Raw genomic sequence first — 18,492 nt, 5'->3', positions numbered from 1 at the left:
AAACGCTTTGAAAGGTGATCATCATGGCCGATACCCCGTACAAGACCATCGTCGTCGGCTCCGACGGTTCCAAGTCCTCTCTGCTGGCCGTTGAGCGCGCCGCGAAGATTGCAGCTGCCTTCGGTTCCACCCTCGTCATCGGTACCGCGTACTACGAGAACGAGGAAGAGGCCGCGAAGACGCTGCGTCAGGATTCCGTGACCATTCTGGGCGACCAGAAGGCGCTGGAGAACCTCGAGGGTGCGGCAGACCACGCTCGCGCCGCGGGTGCGCCGGATGTGCAGACCGCGACCCGCCCGGGCACCCCGGTGCAGGCGCTGATGGCCATCGTCAACGACAACAAGGCAGATCTGCTCGTGGTGGGCAACCGCGGCATCAACTCCCTGACCGGCCGCCTGCTGGGCTCCGTGCCGGCGGACGTTGCGCGTCAGTCCGACTGCGATGTCATGATCGTTCACACCGTGAACTAACGCTGTGAACTATTCGCCGACCACCGTCAGCGTCTGCGTGGCGCGGGTGACGGCGACGTAGAGGTCTTGCCACCCCTGTGGCGAGGCCTCTTTAATTTTGCTCGGCTCCACCACCACGACGTTGTCGAACTCCAGGCCCTTCATCTCGCCGACGTTGTCCGCGTCAATAACGGCGGTTAAGCCGTCGCGCTTCTCGACGAGGCTAAAGTCCTCCACGAACTGCACCGGCACGCCGGATTCGCGGATCGCCTCAGGGACGGTGGCCTCTGGGTCGATCTCAGCCAAGATCTTGGCAGCATAATCCGCGATCTCCTTCGGCGTGCGGTAGTTCACCGTCAGCTCGTGCAGGCGGAACCGGTTGCCCACAAAAGGCTCCAGCGCGTTGGTCCAGTCGTCGACGCCGGCGGGGGAGGACGTCTGGGCAGTGTCGCCCACCAGCGTCATCCACCGCGACGGGCAGCGACGGAACATCATGCGCCACTCCATTGGGGACAGCTCCTGGGCCTCGTCCACGATGACGTGCCCGTACGCCCACGTCTGGTCCGCGCGTGCGCGCTGCGCGGTGGAGCGGGTGTCCGTCTCCCGTTGGCGGCTCGCGAGCGTCTCCGCGTCGATGACGTCGGCTGCGGAGAGGATCTCGGCTTCGAACTGGTCGTCGTCGTTGTCCGTGGATTCAGACGAGGACAGGACGTCGAGCGCGCCCTCCGCCTCTGCGACGAGCTCGCGCCATTCCTCTTCTTCCTTCCGGCGCTGCTCCTCGGGGTCGACGGTGCCGATGAGCACGGCCAGCTCGTCCACAAGCGCGGTGTCCGCGTGGCTGAACGGGGAGCCGGGCGCGCGGTACAGGGCGTCGCGGGTGTAGTCGTCGTAGTCGTGGGCGACCTCGGCGATTGCGTCCTTGTCGGTCAGCAGCGCATCCAGCACCTCCACGGGGTCGAGCTCCGGAAAGTGCGCGTCGATGAGTTGCTCTACCTGGGGGTCGTCCGCGAGGTCGTCGTGAAGCTGGTCCACATCCGCGTCCGAGAGCAGGTTCGCCCCGCCGAGCGGGTCCTCGCCGATGCGCTTCGCCAGCGCCTCCGCCAGCAGCTGCGTCAAGTGCTCCGCGAAGTAGGCGCGCGCCTGGTTATGCGGGCGGCGTGAACGACGCGCCCTCGTGCGCGCGGCCTTGACCATCTGCGGGGTGGCATCTACCGGCACCGAATCGAAGGTGAGCCGCACAGGCGCATCCGGCAGCGTCTCGTAGGACTGCACGGCGCGCTTGAGGATGGTCACCATCTCTTCCGAGCCCTTCACCTCGCGCGCGGCGACGCTGTCTTGGCCTGTGGGGGTAAAACCAGGCACGAGCTGGTCGGCGGTAGACAGCACCACGCCAGTTTCACCCAGCTCCGGCAGCACGCGTGAAATGTATTCGAGGAACGTCGCGTTCGGACCGACCACCAGCACACCGGTGCGTGTGAGCTGCTCACGCCAGGTGTAGAGCAAGTACGCGATGCGGTGCAGCGCCACCGCCGTCTTGCCGGTGCCCGGGCCACCCTGGACGACCATGACGCCGCGGGTGGCGTCGCGGATGATCTCGTCCTGCTCGCGCTGGATGGTCTCCACAATGGAGCGCATGTGGCCGGTGCGGGCCTCGTTCATCGCGCGGCGCAGCGCCGCCTCGGATCCGACGCCGGCGTTGGAGGATTCCGCGGCGTCGCCAGAAAGCACCTCGTCGTCCACGGCGGAGACCGTGCGGCCGCGCATGCGGATGTTGCGGCGCGTTTCCACGCCCTCCGGGTGGGCGGTGGTTGCGAGGTAGAACGGGCGGGCGAGGGGAGCGCGCCAGTCCAGCAGGAGGGTGCGGTAGTTGTCCTGCCTGTCGTCGATGCCCATGCGGCCGATGTAGCGCCGCTCCAGATCCGGCCGGCCCGGCACCGGGTTCTCCGGGTCGTCGTCGGCGACGTCGATACGGCCGAAGACTAAGCCGGTCTCCGCGACGTTGAGCGCGTCCAGCTTCGCGTTGAGCCCGTGGTACTCCGTTTCGCGGCGCACTAGGGCATCCGAGTCCGGATTGTCCGGGTCCACGTCGCGCTGCACCTCTTCCAGGCGTGCTTGCGCCCGTGCCACCTCGCTATCGAGGTGCGCGAAGAGCTGATCCACGTAAGTCTGTTCTGTTTCCTGCATCCCCACAACAAACGGCCCCGGGGCAGGGAATATTCCCAGCCCCGGGGCCGCTAAGCAGTCAGAGTAGTTACGCGAACTTCTTCTGCGCCTTCTTCACCAGCTTCTGCGCCTTCTTCTCGGCCTTCTTGGCCTTGCGCTTCCACTTGAGCTTGGTGATCCAGTTCGGGTCAGCGTCCAGCTTGTCCCACGCGTCCTGCAGGGAGTCGACCGCGTTCTGCGCCTTGTCCTGAGCCTTTGCGGAGGCCTTGTTGACCTTGCGCTTCGCCTTGAACTTGTCCAGGGCGGACGGCTGCAGGTCGTCCAGCTGGCCCTGCAGATCGTCGACGATGCTGTTGACCTTGCGCTTCGCCTTGAACTGCTGGATCTTGGACGGCTTGATGTCGCCATATGCGTCCTCGGCCTTGTCGGTGGCCTTGTCCGCAGCGTCGTCCAGCCAGTCGCCCGCGTCGGACAGGAAGCTGGACGCCTGCTTCTTTGCGTCGCCCAGCCAGTCGTTCGCAGCGTCGCTGGCCTTGTTGGCCTTCTTCTTCCAGTCGCCCTTGTTGTCGTCGACGTAATCGGTGACCTGGTCGGTCGCGTCGGAGAACCAGTCGGACGCCTTGTCCCAAGCCTTCTCGGTCTCCGACTTGGTCGGCAGCGCCTGCTTGACGTTCTTCTGCGCGGCCTGGGCAGCGTGCTGCGCGCGCCACTTCAGGTCCGGCTTGCCGTTGTTGTCCACGGTGGCCAGCAGGACACCGCCGGCCAGGCCGAGGTCCGTCAGGGCGCCGGTGCGGCGGCGTGCCTTCTCGTCGTCGTCCTCTGCCTCCCAGAACGCGTGGCGGCCCACAACGGTAGGCAGCGCGGTGGCGGCCAGCAGGGTGGCGGACAGGCGCGGGAACTTGCCGATGGCGAAGGACGCGCCAGCGCCAGCCTTGGTAGCGCCGACGATCTGCGCGGCGGTCTCCGGGCTCTTCGGCAGGAAGCCGCGGTACTCGCGCGGGGTCAGGGCGCGCAGCTTCTTCAACACGCTGTCCGCGCTGTCCTTGTGGCCAGCCGGGTTCAGCAGGGTCTCGACACCGTCGATCACGTAGACCGAAGCCAGCATCGGGCGTGCGATTTTCCGGATCATACTTTTACCCAATCCTTACTTTTTTGTAGCTGAATGTGCTCCCGCCGAGTGTAGCGATTTTGCGCCACCGCGGTGGTGGGTTTTTCGGTTACCAGCGACGATCCCACCAGTCGTCCAGGTGCGGGCGCTCCTCGCCGAGCGTGGTGGGTTTGCCGTGGCCCGGCCAAACGACGGCCTCGTCCGGGTAGACGTCGAAGACCTTCTCCTTCACGTCGTTGAAGAGGCGGACAAAGTCTCCCTCGGACTGGGTTTTGCCCAAACCGCCGGGAAACAGCGAGTCGCCGACGAACAGGTTGACCGTGCCGTCAATCTCCGCAGTCAGGCAGGCGCCGCCCGGGGTGTGGCCGCGCAGGATGGTCACGGGGAGCGTGTGGCCGGCGAACTCGATCGTGTCGCCGTCGTTGAGCTCCACATCGGCCGGGGCAGGGATCGCCGGGGCGTCCAAGAACGGCGCGTAGTGCTTCGCGCCGGTGGCTTCGAGCACTTCCTTGAGCGCCCGGGTGTGGTCGTAGTGCCGGTGCGTGGTCAGCACCGCGGTGATCTTCACGCCGGCGTCGTCGGCCATGGCCAGGAGTTCGGGGGCGTGCGAAGCTGCGTCGATAAGCAACCCCTGCCCCTCGCTGCAGAGGAGGTAGCAGTTGTTGTCCATGTCGGAGACAGAGATATGGCGAAGGGTAAGCATGCACCCAAGGCTACTCAGGAATGTTTCCCCGCAATCGCGCGTTGGTAGCGTCTTGGGAGTACTAATCGACGAAAGCGAGAGTGACGTGGCCGAAAAGCTGACAGTGCGCGGCGCGCGCGAACACAACCTCAAGGGCGTGGACATTGAGCTGCCCCGCGACAAGATGGCGGTGTTTACCGGCCTGTCCGGCTCCGGCAAGTCCTCGCTCGCCTTCGACACCATCTTCGCCGAAGGGCAGCGCCGCTACGTGGAATCGCTGTCCTCGTATGCCCGCATGTTTTTGGGCCAGATGGACAAGCCGGATGTGGATTACATCGACGGGTTGAGCCCGGCGGTGTCCATCGACCAGAAGTCCACCAACCGCAACCCGCGCTCCACCGTGGGCACTATCACGGAGATCTACGACTACCTGCGCTTGTTGTACTCGCGCGCAGGCACCCCGCACTGCCCGGTGTGCGACGCGGTGATTGAGCGCCAGACTCCGCAGCAGATCGTAGACCGCGTGCTCGAGCTGGAGGAGCGCACGAAGTTCCAGGTGCTCGCGCCGATTGTGCGCAAGCGCAAAGGCGAGTTCCAGGACTTGTTCGCCGACCTGTCGTCGCAGGGCTATTCGCGCGTGAACGTGGACGGGGAGACCTACCAGCTCTCAGACCCGCCGAAGCTGGAGAAGCAGATCAAGCACAACATCGACGTGGTGGTGGACCGCCTCACCGTCAAGGCCAGCCAGAAGCAGCGCCTGACGGATTCCGTGGAGACGGCGCTCAAGCTTGCGGACGGCCTGGTCGGCTTCGACTTTGTGGAGCTGGACGCCGACGACCCGGAGCGCGTGCAGATCTTCTCCGAGAAGATGGCCTGCCCCAACGGCCACAAGCTCAACGTGGAGGAATACGAGCCGCGCGCGTTCTCCTTCAACTCGCCGTTCGGCGCCTGCCCGGCCTGCGACGGCCTGGGCGTGCGCAAAGAGATCGACGTGGACCTGGTCATCCCGGACCCGGACGCACCCGCGGTGGACGCGTTCCAGCCGTGGAACTCCAGCCCGAACAAGAAGTACTTCACCAAACTCATCGAGGCGCTGGCGAAAGAGGAGAAGTTCGACGCCAATGCGCCGCTGAGCTCGCTGACCAAAACGCAGCAAAAGCACCTGATCCACGGCTCGTCCACGAGGGTCAACGTGCGCTACAAGAACCGCTACGGGCGCCAGCGCTCCTACACGGCGGCCTACGAGGGCATCGTGGGCTACCTGGAGCGCAAGCTGGAGCAGACTGAGTCCGAAACGCAGAAGGAACGCCTGCTCGCGTACACCCGCGAGGTGCCGTGCCCGACGTGTGACGGTGCGCGCCTGAAGCCGGAGATCCTGGCTGTGCGCCTGGCGTCGACCACGCACGGCGAGCAGTCCATCGCGGGCCTGACACAGCTGTCCATCGAGGAAGCCTCCGAGTACCTGGACAACCTGGTGCTGGGCTACCGCGAGGAAATGATCGCGGGCGCGGTGCTGCGCGAGATCCAGGCGCGCCTGCACTTCCTGTTGGACGTGGGGCTGAACTACCTCACCCTGGCCCGCTCCGCCGGCACCCTGTCCGGCGGCGAGGCGCAGCGCATCCGCCTGGCCACCCAGATCGGCTCCGGCCTGGCCGGTGTGCTCTACGTTCTGGACGAGCCGTCCATCGGCCTGCACCAGCGCGACAACCAGCGCCTGATCACCACGCTGAAGAAGCTGCGCGATTTGGGCAACACCCTGGTCGTGGTGGAGCACGACGAGGACACCATCCGGGAGGCGGACTGGCTCATCGACATCGGCCCGCGCGCCGGCGAATACGGCGGGGAAGTGGTCTACCAGGGCAAGCCGGAGGGCATCCTCAAGGCCAAAGACTCGATCACGGGCGACTACCTGGCTGGCCGCAAGGTGATCGAGGTGCCGGAGCACCGGAGGGACGTCGATAAGCAACGGCAACTGAAGGTCATGGGCGCGCGCGAGAACAACCTGGACAACGTCAGCGTAAACATCCCGCTCGGCGTGCTGGTGGCCGTGACCGGCGTGTCCGGCTCCGGCAAGTCCACGCTGGTGAACCAGATTCTGGCCAAGACGCTGCAGAACCAGCTCAACGGCGCGCGCCAGGTGCCCGGCCGGGTGAAGAAGGTCGAGGGGCTCGAGCACCTGGACAAGCTCGTGCAGGTGGACCAGAGCCCGATCGGGCGCACACCGCGCTCCAACCCGGCGACCTACACCGGCGTGTTCGACAAGATCCGCAACCTGTTCGCCGAGACCCAGGAGGCGAAGGTGCGCGGCTACAAGGCCGGCCGCTTCTCCTTCAACGTCAAGGGCGGGCGCTGCGAGGCCTGCCACGGCGACGGCACCATCAAGATCGAGATGAACTTCCTGCCCGACGTGTACGTGCCCTGTGAGGTGTGCGAGGGCGCGCGCTACAACCGCGAGACGCTCGAGGTGCGCTACAAGGGCAAGAACATCGCCGAGGTGCTGGAGATGCCCATCTCCGAGGCCGCCGAGTTCTTCGAGCCGATCACCTCCATCCACCGCTACCTTCAGACGCTTGTGGACGTGGGCCTGGGCTACGTCCGCCTCGGACAGAGCGCGACCACGCTGTCCGGCGGCGAGGCGCAGCGCGTCAAACTCGCGGCGGAGCTGCAGAAACGCTCCAACGGCCGCACGATCTACATCCTGGACGAGCCGACGACCGGACTGCACTTCGAGGACATCCGCAAGCTCATGCTGGTGCTCAACGGCCTAGTGGAGAAAGGCAATACCGTGCTGGTCATCGAGCACAACCTCGACGTGATCAAGTCCGCGGACTGGATCGTGGACATGGGGCCCGAGGGCGGCTCCGGCGGCGGCACGGTGGTCGCGCAGGGCACGCCGGAGGACGTCGCAAAGGTGCCCGGTTCCTTCACCGGACAGTTCCTGCAGGACATCCTGGCGAAGGCCTAGCGACGCCCACGGCGCGCCGATTTGGTTTGTGCAGGCATGAGCATGTATATTGCTGCCTACACCGCCCAGCGCGCCCGTGTTATGCGGGTGTGGGGGCCGCAAGAGGAGTGAATCCCACCCCAAGCCGCTCACCAAAGTGAGTTGGATACGGGTCAAACGGTGCGCAAGACATAGGTGTGTCTTGGCGTGCCATGGACGAACTCCCGCCACCCATCAGGGTGAGCGGGTTTTTCGCGTGGGATGAGTCCGATTGCGGTTCAAGTGCGGCACGCATTGTTTCTTTACGTCTCTAGGAGTTCTCATCAGCGCTGAAGCTCGGATCAATGAACGAATCCGCGTCCCTGAAGTTCGCCTCGTCGGCCCGTCCGGCGAGCAGGTGGGCATCGTCCGCACGGACGACGCCCGCAAGCTGGCGTACGAGGCGGACCTCGACCTGGTTGAGGTAGCCCCGAAGGCCAAGCCGCCCGTGGCCAAGATCATGGACTACGGCAAGTTCAAGTACGAGCAGGATCAGAAGGCCCGCGAGGCCCGCAAGAACCAGCAGCAGACCGTGGTCAAGGAACAGAAGTTCCGCCCCAAGATTGATGAGCACGACTACCAGACCAAGAAGGGCAATGTTGAGCGCTTCCTGGAGAAGGGCAACAAGGTCAAGGTCACCATCATGTTCCGCGGCCGCGAGCAGGCCCGCCCCGAGCTGGGGTACCGCCTGCTGGAGCGTCTCGCTGACGACATCGGGGAGCTCGGCGTTGTCGAGTCCCGTCCGAAGCAGGACGGCCGAAACATGACGATGGTCTTCGGACCGGCTCGCAAGGGCAAAAAGTAGTTCCAACAATCGACACTCTGAAGGGCTTTCACCATGAAGCAGAAGACCCACAAGGGCACCGCAAAGCGCATCAAGGTCAACGGCAAGGGCAAGCTGCGCCGCGAGCAGGCTGGTAAGCGCCACCTGAACGAGAAGCTCTCGTCGAAGCGCCGCCGCAAGCTGTCCGGCTCCACCGACGTTGCGAAGGCAGACGTCAAGCGCGCAAAGCGCCTCCTCGGCATGTCCTAAGCACTGCCCGATCAATCAACCGATACGAGAAAAGAAAAGGAAGTTTGACTCATGGCACGTGTGAAGCGTTCAGTCAATGCTAAGAAGAAGCGCCGCGCAATCCTCAAGTCCGCGAAGGGCTACCGCGGCCAGCGCTCCCGCCTGTACCGCAAGGCGAAGGAGCAGTGGCTGCACTCCCAGACCTACGCGTACCGCGACCGCCGCAAGCGCAAGGGTGAGTTCCGCAAGCTGTGGATCCAGCGCATCAACGCCGCTGCCCGCATGAACGACATCACCTACAACCGCCTCATCCACGGCCTGAAACTGGCCGAGGTCGAGGTCGACCGCAAGATCCTGGCCGAGCTGGCTGTCAGCGACTTCGCTGCCTTCTCCGCTCTGTGCGAGGTTGCGAAGAACGCTCTGCCGGAGGACGTCAACGCTCCGAAGGCTGCGTAAAGCACTTTCGCTTAACGACGAAGCTCCCGCCCATCCCCGAACAGTCGGGGGAGGGCGGGAGCTTTCTTTTGTGGGCGACACGCAAAAGGGAGCGCGCCCACCGCTGGGGTGGGCGCGCTAATCGCTGTGGTGGGGCTGTCTTAGAAGATGCCCTCGTTCTCGCGGCCGAAGTCGTCGAGCGTGACGTCGCGGGAGTCAACGTCCTGGTCGTTGTACTCGGAGTCGTCGCCGTCCAGACGGCCAGTCTGGGAAACGGTGATGTAGTTGGTCAGACGGCCTTCCTTGGTGTTGCCGTCGCCGAAGGAGAAGGAGACGAGGTCTGCTTCCTCACCCGGGTTGATCGGGTTGGACAGGGTGACCTCGAAGATGCGGGCCTGCTCGTCCTCGTCCCAGCCCAGATCCCGGGCGTAGCCGCCCTCGCGGGTGGTGGTGGTGATCAGACGGTCGACGCCCTCCGGTCCGTCCTCGGTGCGGACTGCGACGCGGAAGGTCACCGCCGGGAACTCGCCCCAGTAGCGCTCGTTGCCGACGTTCTTCACGCGCAGCGCAGTGGAACCGGCGAAGCCCTTCGCCTTCGCGGAGGAGACGGTGAAGTACGGCTCGAGGTCTAGGTCGTGCTCGGCCTTTTCAGCCTTGTCGTCGCCCTTGTCGTCGGTGGACTCTTCCTTCTTGTCGGAAACGGCGTCGACCTCGATGGCGCCCTCGTTCTTCTCGGCTTCCTCCTTGGCGGCCTTCTCGTTGTCGGCGGCGAGGTTGACGTCCTTGTTGCTGACGTCGGCGGTCTTGTTGTCGTCGACCTTTTCCACGTCGTCGATGTTGTCGCCCTTGTTCAGGGTGTCGACGTCCTTGTCGTACTCAGCGTTCGGCTCGTCCTTGACCTCGGTGGTCTGTGCGCCCTTGTTCGGCGCCCAGGAATCGGCCGGGGTGTCGAAGTTCTTCACGCGGACCTCGTTCTTCACCGGCATGTTGGCAACCCATGCGGTCGGGGTCGCCCAGGTGCCGTTCGGGCGGCAGCGCTGCTGGGTGCCAGTCATGGTGACGGTGCGGAAGCCGTAGGTGGCCTCACCGGTGTTGCCTGCCGGCACATCGTATGGGCCGACGGTCTGGCCGACGTTCCAGGACAGCTCAGCGGAGACGTCCCAGCCGAGCGCCTTCGCCACGGAGTAGCCGATGTTGCCCTCGATGCCGTCCTTGGAGCCGGAACCGCCCAGGTTCAGCGTCTCAGTCTTGGAGCCGTTGACGGAAGCGGAGACAGTCTGGGTGCGGGAGAGGTCCTGCTGCAGCGGGATTGCCTCGTCGGACAGGTTCGTGGTGGAGATGGTGCCCACCGGCAGGAAGTTGTCCTTCACCTTGTACACGACGGTGCGGTAGTCCTCGGTGGAGTTGCACACCGGGCGCGGGTTGAGCACGTTGGCCTTCAAGTGGTCGGAGCCGCGGTAGGTGTGGACGATCGGGAGTTTGTCGTTGTTCGCCGGGGTCTCGGGAGCGGACTCCTCGAGGGTGGTCGCGTTCGCGGGAGCGATGGCAGCGCCGGCCATCAGAGTGCCGAGAAGCGCGGTAGTGATGCGTCGGGTCTTACGGGTCATACGTTGTCCTTTCCTGTGAAGCTACCGCCAGCGTCGCTAGCAGTCGGGGTGATTGCTTACAGGGGTCAACGTAAGGACGTTGCTGTCGCATGACAAGGAAATTTTGGGGTCTCGGCACCTTCGTGTCCGATGCCGATACTTTCGTTCAGAACCGGGGAGGGGCTAGTGCACCTGCGGCCCGCGGCCGTTGAGGACAGTGACGACAAGGTCGAGGCGGGACGAGACCCCGTATGCCGAGAGCAGCTTCGAGACCATCTTCTTCACGGTGGACTCGGAGTAGTTCAGGTGCTTCGCGATGTCGGCGTTGCTCAAGCCGTCGCAAAGCAGCTCAAGGACTTTCTGCTCGGTCTCGGAAACGCCCGCAGGCACGTTGACCGCGGCCTTTGGGCGCTCGGGAGCAGGTTGCGGAGCTTGTGCGTCGCGCTGGGAGAGGTGGGGGAGCAGCTTGTTCATTGCAGCAGGCGAAATTACGGTGCCGCCTGCAACTGCTTGCCGCACCGAAAGGATGATTTCCTCGCGCGGCTGGCTCTTCAAAATGTAGCCGCGACCCCCGTGGTCGAGGATGTCGAGCATCGCAGTGTCGTTGTCCAAGGAACTGATCGCCAAAAATGCAGGGGCTGCACCTCTCGCGGCAAGGTTGCGCAGCAGCTCTGCGCCGCCCATGTGCTGCATGTAGACGTCGGAGAGCACCACATCCACGTCTAATTGGGGGATGCGCTCGAGCGCTTCGGATCCGTCCGAAGCAGTTTCGACGACGGTGATCTCCTCGGCGCTGTCGAGGTAGCTTATCAGCACCTCGCGTACCAGCGGGTCATCGTCGACGAGGAAAACCCGGATTGGGTTTTCAGAAGGTGTTCCCATGGAGTGATTACTGGCGAAATTACTTGCACCAGAGGCGGCCAACCATGCCGCCACACTCGAAGGTGTCGCCGATGGCACCGGCCGCATACGGGGTTGCCACGGTCTGCGCTTCTGCAGATGCTGCAGGTGCGACGGTAATGAGGCCGGCTGCAACCAGGGCGGAGGCGGCGAGGCGAGCAAACTTGCGCATTTGCTTGTCCTTTCGTGAACTAAAGCTGTAATTCGCTACGTGAATTATGGGTGTACACGGTAACAATGTGCAATTTTTCTGGCTGCATAGGGACAAAGATGGTACGAAAGTACCCTCCACCCGGCGCCAATCTACTTTCGTTCCTTCGGGACGGTGAGGTGGTAGCGGAAGGCTTCACCGTGGTAGCCGGCTTCCAGAACGGCACCATCTTGTGCCAGCAGCGATGCGACCTCGCCTAAGCCGACGCCGGTACTCATCTCCACTGTCTGTTCTTGTTGGGCCCCGAAATTTTGGACAAGGATTTGCACGTCGTTGTCGTCTTCGACTGCCGCGACAATGACTGGCTGGTGCTTGTCCGCGTACTTGATCACGTTCGTCTGGATCTCACGAAACGCGCTGGGAGCATGTTGCAGTGCAATTGTGTTGAGGCCGTCGCCGTGCAGGCCACTTTCTGTGATTGTGTATCCGTGGCTACGCAAAGTGTCCGTGAAGGACTGCAGTGCTTCACGCAGTTTCGGAGCATTTGCGGTCTCATCGTCGTTAAACACCGAATCCTCAGAGCGCATAAATCGGATGAGCTGACGGACTTCCTGCATGGACCGTCTCGCGTCGTCCGCGATGAGCTTCGCAGCCTTGGCGGTCTGATCGTCGCCCGTCATTGCCAAAGCCTCGCTTCGGAGCACAACCGAAGTCAGGGAGGACGCCACAGAACCGTGCAATGCCTTTACGGTTCGGTCTCTTTCACGTTCCAGCTCGGCCTTGAGACGTTCGGCTTGCCGTTCCCTGTTGAGTAGGAACGAACGCAGGACGAAGCCTGTGGCCCAGGCGGCATACAAAAATACCCCGAGGAATGTGGCAGTGTCTACAGAGTTGGGTAGAAAAATGCCCTTTGAAAAGTCTGTTTGAGCGAGGTACCAGAGCAGCAATGTGATGAGTACGCCTCGAGACCAACGGGTGCGCAACCCCACCACAGCAGCCACCGCGAACATACCGATGATGATGATCGCGCTTCGGAATTCCGTTTCTAACGCGGAAAACTGCAGCAAAAAGCCGTATCCCAGTCCCGCCGCGACCGGGGCGAAAAACGCCGCCACGATTAGAAATACCGCGTAGAGCGCCACCGCGAACCGAGACCACTCGACCGCGATCGGTGCCCCCGGCAGAGCTACCAGCCCGAGAGCGAAAAGAAGAGCTGCGAGCGCAAAACCGATGCGCCAAGGGCGCGCCGCCGGTGAAAGAAGGCGGGCGCGCACGAGCTCCGGAAACGTAGGCACGGCAAACAGCGTAGCGCCCGCAACGTAGTCTGTAGCTATGCCATTGGATTTCCAGCAGCCGTTCACAGAGCGCACTCCGCGTGTGGTTAATGCGGGGAAGTTGAAGAGGGCGCAAGCTCGTCGTAAAGCAAAGGCCTTCCTGGCGGAAGGCGAGAACGCTGTGGAGGCCGCCGTGGCCACGGGGGCGGCGACAGACCTCTTCGTTACCGAGGCCGCAGCCGAGCGCTTCGAGGAGATCGTGCGGGCGGCGGGTTACATGGACGTGTACACGCACGCGATTACGGAAAAAGCTGCGGACTCGCTCGCGGACGCGGTGACGTCCACCGGCATCTTTGCGGTGTGCCGCCCTGTGCTGTGGACGGTGCCGAAAATCATGAAGGGCCGGCCGAAGTTGGTGGCGGTGTGCGTGGAAACCAACGATCCCGGCAACGCCGGCACAATCATCCGCATCGCGGACGCTGTGGGTGCGGACGCGGTGATTTTCGCCGGCGACACCGTGGACCCCGAGGCGCCGAAGGTGGTGCGCTCAACCGCGGGCTCGCTGTTCCACATCCCTGTGGCGCGCGACCGCGAAGTGCGCCGGGTGATCGGCCAGCTCGAAGACGCTGGGCTGTCCACCTTCGCCACCACCATGGACGGCGAGGTGAACCTTGCGCAGCCGGGGGAGACGCTCGCGCAGCCGACCGCTTGGCTGTTCGGCAACGAGGCGCACGGGCTTGACAGCGACATCCTCGCGGCCGCCGACCACCGCGCCTCCATTCCGATCCAGGGCGGCGCGGAGTCGTTGAACCTGGCTACTGCGGCGAGTATCTGCCTGTGGGAGTCGTCGAAGGCGCTCGCGGAGGACTAGCTTTATCGGCTGGATTTTGCGCGCCCGCCCTCGCGCGGTCGCTGTGTCGGCCGATAGGTAAAGTGGTGGACGCTTTTGAACCGACACTGCTGCGGTCTGTATAAACAGCGCAGCGCACTTGTGGAAAGGTGCGGGTGAACACGAGCGTGGCCGACAACGCAAACCCAACTCCGGAAATTGAACTGACCGAGGATGCCCTGAACAAGGCAGCGGACGAGGCGATCGCTGCCTTTGAGGCGGCCGAGGACCTCGCTGCGCTGGAGGATGCGCACCGCGCGCACCTGGGGGAGAAGGCCCCGATCCCGCAGGCCCGCCGCGCACTTGGGACGCTGCCGAAGGATCAGCGCAAGGATGCCGGTCGGTTCGTGAACATGGCCCGCGGCCGCGCAGAAAAGGCCTACGCCCAGCTGCGCGTGCAGCGCGAAGCGGAGCACCGCGAGAAGCAGCTGCGCGAGGAGAAGGTGGACGTCACCCTGCCCACCTCCCGCACGCAGGCTGGCGCGATGCACCCGATCACCACGCTGTCCGAGCACATTGCGGACATCTTCATCGGCATGGGCTGGGAGGTCGCGGAAGGCCCGGAGGTGGAGGCGGAGTACTTCAACTTCGACGCGCTGAACTTCATCCCGGATCACCCGGCCCGCACGCTGCAGGACACCTTCTACATCGGCGAGGAAGGCTCCAAGCAGGTCATGCGCACCCACACTTCGCCGGTGCAGGTGCGCACCATGCTCGAGCGCGACGTGCCCATCTACATCGCGTGTCCGGGCCGTGTGTTCCGCACCGACGAGCTGGATGCTACCCACACCCCGGTGTTCCACCAGGTGGAGGGCCTAGCTGTGGACAAGGGCCTGACTATGGCGCACCTGCGCGGCACCCTCGACCACCTGGCAAAGGTGCTGTTCGGCCCGGAGACGAAGACGCGTATGCGCACGAACTACTTCCCGTTCACCGAGCCGTCCGCTGAGGTGGACGTGTGGTTCCCCAACAAGAAGGGCGGCGCGGGCTGGATCGAGTGGGGCGGCTGCGGCATGGTCAACCCGAACGTGCTGCGTGCTGTCGGCATCGACCCGGAGGTCTACTCCGGCTTCGCGTTCGGCATGGGCTTGGAGCGCACCCTGCAGTTCCGCAATGGTCTGTCGGACATGCGAGACATGGTCGAAGGCGACGTCCGTTTCACCATCCCGTTCGGCGTGCAGGCGTAAAGGAGACACTGACAATGCTCATTTCCAAAAATTGGATCGTCCGCCTGCTGCAGAACGCAGGTAACAAGGATTTCAACCTCACCGATGAGGAGCTCGACGCGGGCTTCGTGCGCGTCGGCTTCGAAACCGAGGGCTACGCGCCGCTTCCGGAGGTCACCGGCCCGCTGGTCATCGGCCGCGTGGAGGAGATTGAGGAGTTGACCGGCTTCAAGAAGCCGATCCGCTACTGCCAGGTGGACGTGGGCCAGGCCAACGGCACGGGCGAGCCGCAGGGCATCATCTGCGGCGCCCGCAACTTCAAGCAAGGCGACTTGGTCGTCGTCTCGCTGCCGGGCGCGGTGCTGCCGGGCGGGTTCGAGATCTCGGCGCGCGAGACCTATGACCACATCTCCGCAGGCATGATGGCCTCCGCGGCCGAGCTCGGGCTCACCGCGAAAAGCGAGGGCATCATTACGCTTCACGACGGCTCCGCCACCCCCGGCCAGGACGCCCGCGAGATTCTGGGCTCGGACGACACCGTCTTCGATGTCAACGTCACCCCGGACCGCGGCTACGCTTTGTCCGCCCGCGGCCTGACCCGAGAGATCGCCTCCGCCTTCGACCTCGAGTTCACCGACGTGGCGCAGGATCCGGCAATCGCCGGCATCGACATTGCTGGCGTGCCGGCTCCGGCGGGCGAGACCATCGCGGTTTCCGTGGAGGAGTCCACCAAGGCCAAGCGCTTCGGCGTGCGCACCGTCGAGGGCATCAACCCGAAGGCCACGGCGCCGTTCTGGATGCAGCGTGAGCTCATGCTCGCCGGCGTGCGCTCGGTCAACGCCGCAACCGACGTGACCAACTACGTCATGCTGCTGACCGGCCAGCCGATGCACGCCTTCGACGCCGACAAGATCGCCGGCGGCCTGCGCGTGCACAACGCTGCTGAAGGCGAGAAATTTGAAACGCTCGACCACGTCGAGCGCACGTTGACCGCAGAAGATGTGGTGATCAGCGACGACAACGGCATTCAGTCGCTGGCCGGCGTCATGGGCGGCACCACCTCCGAGATCTCGGACGAGACGGTCAACGTCCACTTCGAGGCCGCGACCTGGGACCCGCTGACCGTGGCGCGCACCGCGCGCCGGCTCAAGCTGAGCTCGGAAGCCTCGCGACGCTTCGAGCGGGGCGTGGACCCGCAGCTCGTGGAAAACGCCCTCGACATCGCGTGCGCGCTGCTGGTGGAGATCGCCGGCGGCACGATTCACGCGGGCAGAACGCTGGTCGGTGACGTCGAGAAGCGTGATGCGATTGCGATGCGCGCGACGCGCCCGGCTGAGCTGATCGGTGTGGATTACGCACGTGAGACCGTGGTGCGGCGCCTGGAAGAGGTCGGCTGCGAGGTCGCTGGCGACGGCGAGGAGCTTGAAGTCACCCCGCCGACCTGGCGCACAGACATCACGGTGCCGGTGGAGCTGGTCGAGGAGGTCGTGCGCCTGGAGGGCCTGGACGACATTCCGTCGATCCTGCCCACGCCCCGTGGCGGCCGCGGTTTGAGCCCGCTGCAGCGACGCCGCCGTGCGGTGACCCACGCGTTGGCGTACTCCGGCTACGCGGAGATCATCCCCACGCCGTTTATCGCCAACGACACCTTCGACACCTGGGGCCTCGATGCGGACGACCCGCGCCGAAATACCGTCAAGGTGCAGAACCCGCTGGATGCGGACTACGGCATCCTGGGCACCACGCTGCTGCCGCCGATGCTGGAGGCCGCGGGCAGAAACGTTGCGCGCGGCCGCGGTGATGTGGCCATCTACTCGGTGGCGCAGACCTCGGAAAAGCGCGCGGACGTCTCGCCGCTGCCGGAGGTGTCCGAGCGCCCGGCGGACGAGGTCGTCGCAGAACTTATTGAGTCGCTGCCGAAGCAACACCTCCACGCCGCGACGGTGGCGCTAGGCAATACGGAGCTGGAGGGCCCGTGGGGCAAGGGGCGCGCCTACGAGTGGTCCGATGCTATCGAAGCCGCCCAGCTCGTCGCCCGCGTCTGCGGTGTCGACCTGGATGTTGAGGCTGCCGAGTACCTGCCGTGGCACCCGGGCCGTTGCGCTGCGCTGAAGGTCGACGGCCAGGTGGTCGGCCACGCCGGCGAGCTGCACCCGCAAATCCTGGAGAAGCTGAACCTCCCGGTGCGCACCTGCGCGATGGAGATCGATCTGACCGCCATCCCGCTGGCAGAGCGCCTGCCTGCGCCGCGACTGTCCGCGTTCCCGCTGCTCAACCAGGACATCGCCCTGGTCGTGGACGAGGCTGTGGCGGCCGAGGACGTGCGCCGCGCTGTCCAGGAAGGTGCTGGCGAGCTCGTTGAGGCGGTGACGCTTTTCGACGTCTACCGGTCCGACAACCTCGGCGACGGCAAGAAGTCGCTCGCGTTCGGCCTGGCGTTCCGCGCCCCGGACCGCACGCTGACCGAGGAAGAAGCCTCCGAAGCGCGCCTGAAGGCGGCCGAACTGGCCAAGGAGCGTTTCGGCGCAGAAATGCGCGGCTAAATATATTTGCGTGAATAACTTCCACGCGACTGCATAACTGTTACACTTGCGGCCATGTCAGAAGGCAAGGTTGTCAAAGTAGCGGTCGCGGGGGCCACGGGTTATGCGGGCGGTGAGATTCTCCGCCTGCTGCTGGGTCACCCGGCGTATCTCGCGGGTGAGCTGGAGATCGGCGCGCTGACCGGCGCGTCCAACGCCGGCCAGCGTGTCGGCGAGCTCATGCCGCACCTGCCGGAGCTGGCCGACCGGGTTATCGAAGAGACCACCGTTGAGGTGCTCTCCGGCCACGACGTGGTCTTTTTGGGGCTGCCGCACGGACACTCCGCGGCCATCGGCGCAGCACTTGGCGAGGACGTGACCGTTATCGACTGCGCCGCCGACTTCCGCCTGCGCGATGCTGAGGCCTGGCGCGCCTACTACGGCTCGGAGCACGCAGGCACGTGGCCCTACGGGCTGCCGGAGTTGCCGGGGCACCGGGAGGACGTTGCAAAGGCAACGCGCATCGCTGTTCCCGGGTGCTTTCCCACGGGTGCCACGCTCGCCGCATGGCCGGCGGTGCAGGCGGGCCTGGTCGAGCTGGATCTGACGGTGGTGGCTATTACCGGCGTGTCCGGGGCCGGCAAGAAGCCCAAGGTGGACATGCTCGGCGCGGAAACGATGGGCTCGCTGAAGGCCTACAGCGTCGCCGGCGCACACAGGCACACACCGGAGATTGCGCAGAACCTCGAGGAAGTCGCGGACAGCCAGGTCACCGTGAGCTTCACACCGGTGCTTGCGCCGCTGCCGCGCGGCATCCTCACCACCGTCACCGCGCCGCTGGCACATGGCGCGGACGCGGAGACGGTGCGCGCTGCATACGATAACGCCTACGCCGAAGAACCGTTCGTGCACCTGCTGCCTGCCGGCCAGCAGCCGCAGACGCAGCACGTGGTTGGCTCCAACATGTGCCACGTCCAGATTGAAGTGGATCAGGCAGCAGGCAAAGTTGTGGCCACCAGCGCCATCGACAACCTGACCAAGGGCACCGGGGGAGCGGCGGTGCAGTGCATGAACCTTGCGCTCGGGTTCGAAGAGGGGGCGGGTCTGTCGCGAGCCGCGGTGGCTCCGTAACCGCCGACGAGACACCCCCACCTCTTTTTCTGAAAGGATCC

The 18,492-nt window shown here is 64.8% G+C and carries 16 protein-coding genes; 9 read left to right on the top strand and 7 right to left on the bottom strand.

The features are described 5' to 3' along the window. Positions 1-23: 23 nt before the first annotated feature. Complete coding sequence (locus MHY23_RS06185; protein WP_194990092.1) at positions 24-470, top strand: universal stress protein; 447 nt, start codon at positions 24-26, stop codon at positions 468-470. A gap of 9 nt (positions 471-479) precedes the next feature. On the opposite strand, the gene MHY23_RS06180 is transcribed toward MHY23_RS06185, so the two are convergent. The 3 genes from MHY23_RS06180 to MHY23_RS06170 form a co-directional block, all read right to left on the bottom strand. Continuing rightward, entirely contained in the window at positions 480-2,633 is a 2,154-nt protein-coding gene (locus MHY23_RS06180) for a UvrD-helicase domain-containing protein (RefSeq protein WP_239306836.1), read from the bottom strand. A gap of 67 nt (positions 2,634-2,700) precedes the next feature. Further along, positions 2,701-3,741: a DoxX family protein gene (locus MHY23_RS06175; protein ID WP_239306835.1), complete on the bottom strand. Its 1,041-nt coding sequence runs from the start codon at positions 3,739-3,741 to the stop codon at positions 2,701-2,703. Between the two features lie 88 nt (positions 3,742-3,829). Then, positions 3,830-4,423 (bottom strand): MBL fold metallo-hydrolase, encoded by a 594-nt coding sequence (locus MHY23_RS06170; protein ID WP_181888352.1) that lies wholly within the window; start codon positions 4,421-4,423, stop codon positions 3,830-3,832. Positions 4,424-4,508: 85 nt separating this feature from the next. Between MHY23_RS06170 and uvrA the strand changes: the two genes are divergently transcribed. From uvrA to rplT, 4 genes are all read left to right on the top strand, one after another. Beyond that, positions 4,509-7,367 carry an excinuclease ABC subunit UvrA gene (gene uvrA, locus MHY23_RS06165; protein ID WP_239306834.1) on the top strand — a complete coding sequence of 953 codons (2,859 nt, stop codon included), beginning with the start codon at positions 4,509-4,511 and terminating at the stop codon, positions 7,365-7,367. Between the two features lie 250 nt (positions 7,368-7,617). Further along, a complete protein-coding gene (infC, locus tag MHY23_RS06160) occupies positions 7,618-8,190 on the top strand; it encodes a translation initiation factor IF-3 (RefSeq protein WP_181888354.1) in 573 nt (190 codons plus the stop codon). Positions 8,191-8,223: 33 nt separating this feature from the next. Then, positions 8,224-8,418: a 50S ribosomal protein L35 gene (gene rpmI / locus MHY23_RS06155; protein ID WP_034999913.1), complete on the top strand. Its 195-nt coding sequence runs from the start codon at positions 8,224-8,226 to the stop codon at positions 8,416-8,418. Positions 8,419-8,469: 51 nt separating this feature from the next. Beyond that, positions 8,470-8,853, top strand: coding sequence for a 50S ribosomal protein L20 (gene rplT / locus MHY23_RS06150; RefSeq protein ID WP_070473163.1), 384 nt, complete (start codon positions 8,470-8,472; stop codon positions 8,851-8,853). Positions 8,854-8,993: 140 nt separating this feature from the next. On the opposite strand, the gene MHY23_RS06145 is transcribed toward rplT, so the two are convergent. The 4 genes from MHY23_RS06145 to MHY23_RS06130 form a co-directional block, all read right to left on the bottom strand. After that, the gene (locus MHY23_RS06145; protein WP_239306833.1) at positions 8,994-10,439 is read right to left on the bottom strand and encodes a hypothetical protein; all 1,446 of its coding nucleotides are present in this window, start codon (positions 10,437-10,439) and stop codon (positions 8,994-8,996) included. 162 nt (positions 10,440-10,601) lie between these two features. Next, entirely contained in the window at positions 10,602-11,300 is a 699-nt protein-coding gene (locus MHY23_RS06140; protein WP_239306832.1) for a response regulator transcription factor, read from the bottom strand. A gap of 19 nt (positions 11,301-11,319) precedes the next feature. Then, positions 11,320-11,490: a hypothetical protein gene (locus MHY23_RS06135; RefSeq protein WP_239306831.1), complete on the bottom strand. Its 171-nt coding sequence runs from the start codon at positions 11,488-11,490 to the stop codon at positions 11,320-11,322. Between the two features lie 131 nt (positions 11,491-11,621). Beyond that, positions 11,622-12,764: a histidine kinase gene (locus MHY23_RS06130; protein ID WP_239306830.1), complete on the bottom strand. Its 1,143-nt coding sequence runs from the start codon at positions 12,762-12,764 to the stop codon at positions 11,622-11,624. A gap of 37 nt (positions 12,765-12,801) precedes the next feature. Between MHY23_RS06130 and MHY23_RS06125 the strand changes: the two genes are divergently transcribed. The 4 genes from MHY23_RS06125 to argC all read left to right on the top strand — a co-directional run bounded on the left by MHY23_RS06125 (position 12,802) and on the right by argC (position 18,451). After that, entirely contained in the window at positions 12,802-13,614 is an 813-nt protein-coding gene (locus MHY23_RS06125) for an RNA methyltransferase (RefSeq protein ID WP_239306829.1), read from the top strand. Positions 13,615-13,748: 134 nt separating this feature from the next. Next, positions 13,749-14,819: a phenylalanine--tRNA ligase subunit alpha gene (pheS, locus tag MHY23_RS06120; RefSeq protein WP_239306828.1), complete on the top strand. Its 1,071-nt coding sequence runs from the start codon at positions 13,749-13,751 to the stop codon at positions 14,817-14,819. Positions 14,820-14,833: 14 nt separating this feature from the next. Then, positions 14,834-17,341 (top strand): phenylalanine--tRNA ligase subunit beta, encoded by a 2,508-nt coding sequence (pheT, locus tag MHY23_RS06115; protein WP_239306827.1) that lies wholly within the window; start codon positions 14,834-14,836, stop codon positions 17,339-17,341. A gap of 54 nt (positions 17,342-17,395) precedes the next feature. Continuing rightward, a complete protein-coding gene (gene argC / locus MHY23_RS06110) occupies positions 17,396-18,451 on the top strand; it encodes an N-acetyl-gamma-glutamyl-phosphate reductase (RefSeq protein ID WP_239306826.1) in 1,056 nt (351 codons plus the stop codon). The last annotated feature ends 41 nt before the right edge of the window (positions 18,452-18,492 follow it).

The organism is Corynebacterium sp. ACRQP (assembly GCF_022345915.1).
Taxonomy (GTDB): domain Bacteria; phylum Actinomycetota; class Actinomycetes; order Mycobacteriales; family Mycobacteriaceae; genus Corynebacterium; species Corynebacterium lehmanniae.
The sequence above is the reverse complement of the archived record's forward strand: the minus strand, read 5'-3'. Positions and strand labels throughout refer to the sequence as shown.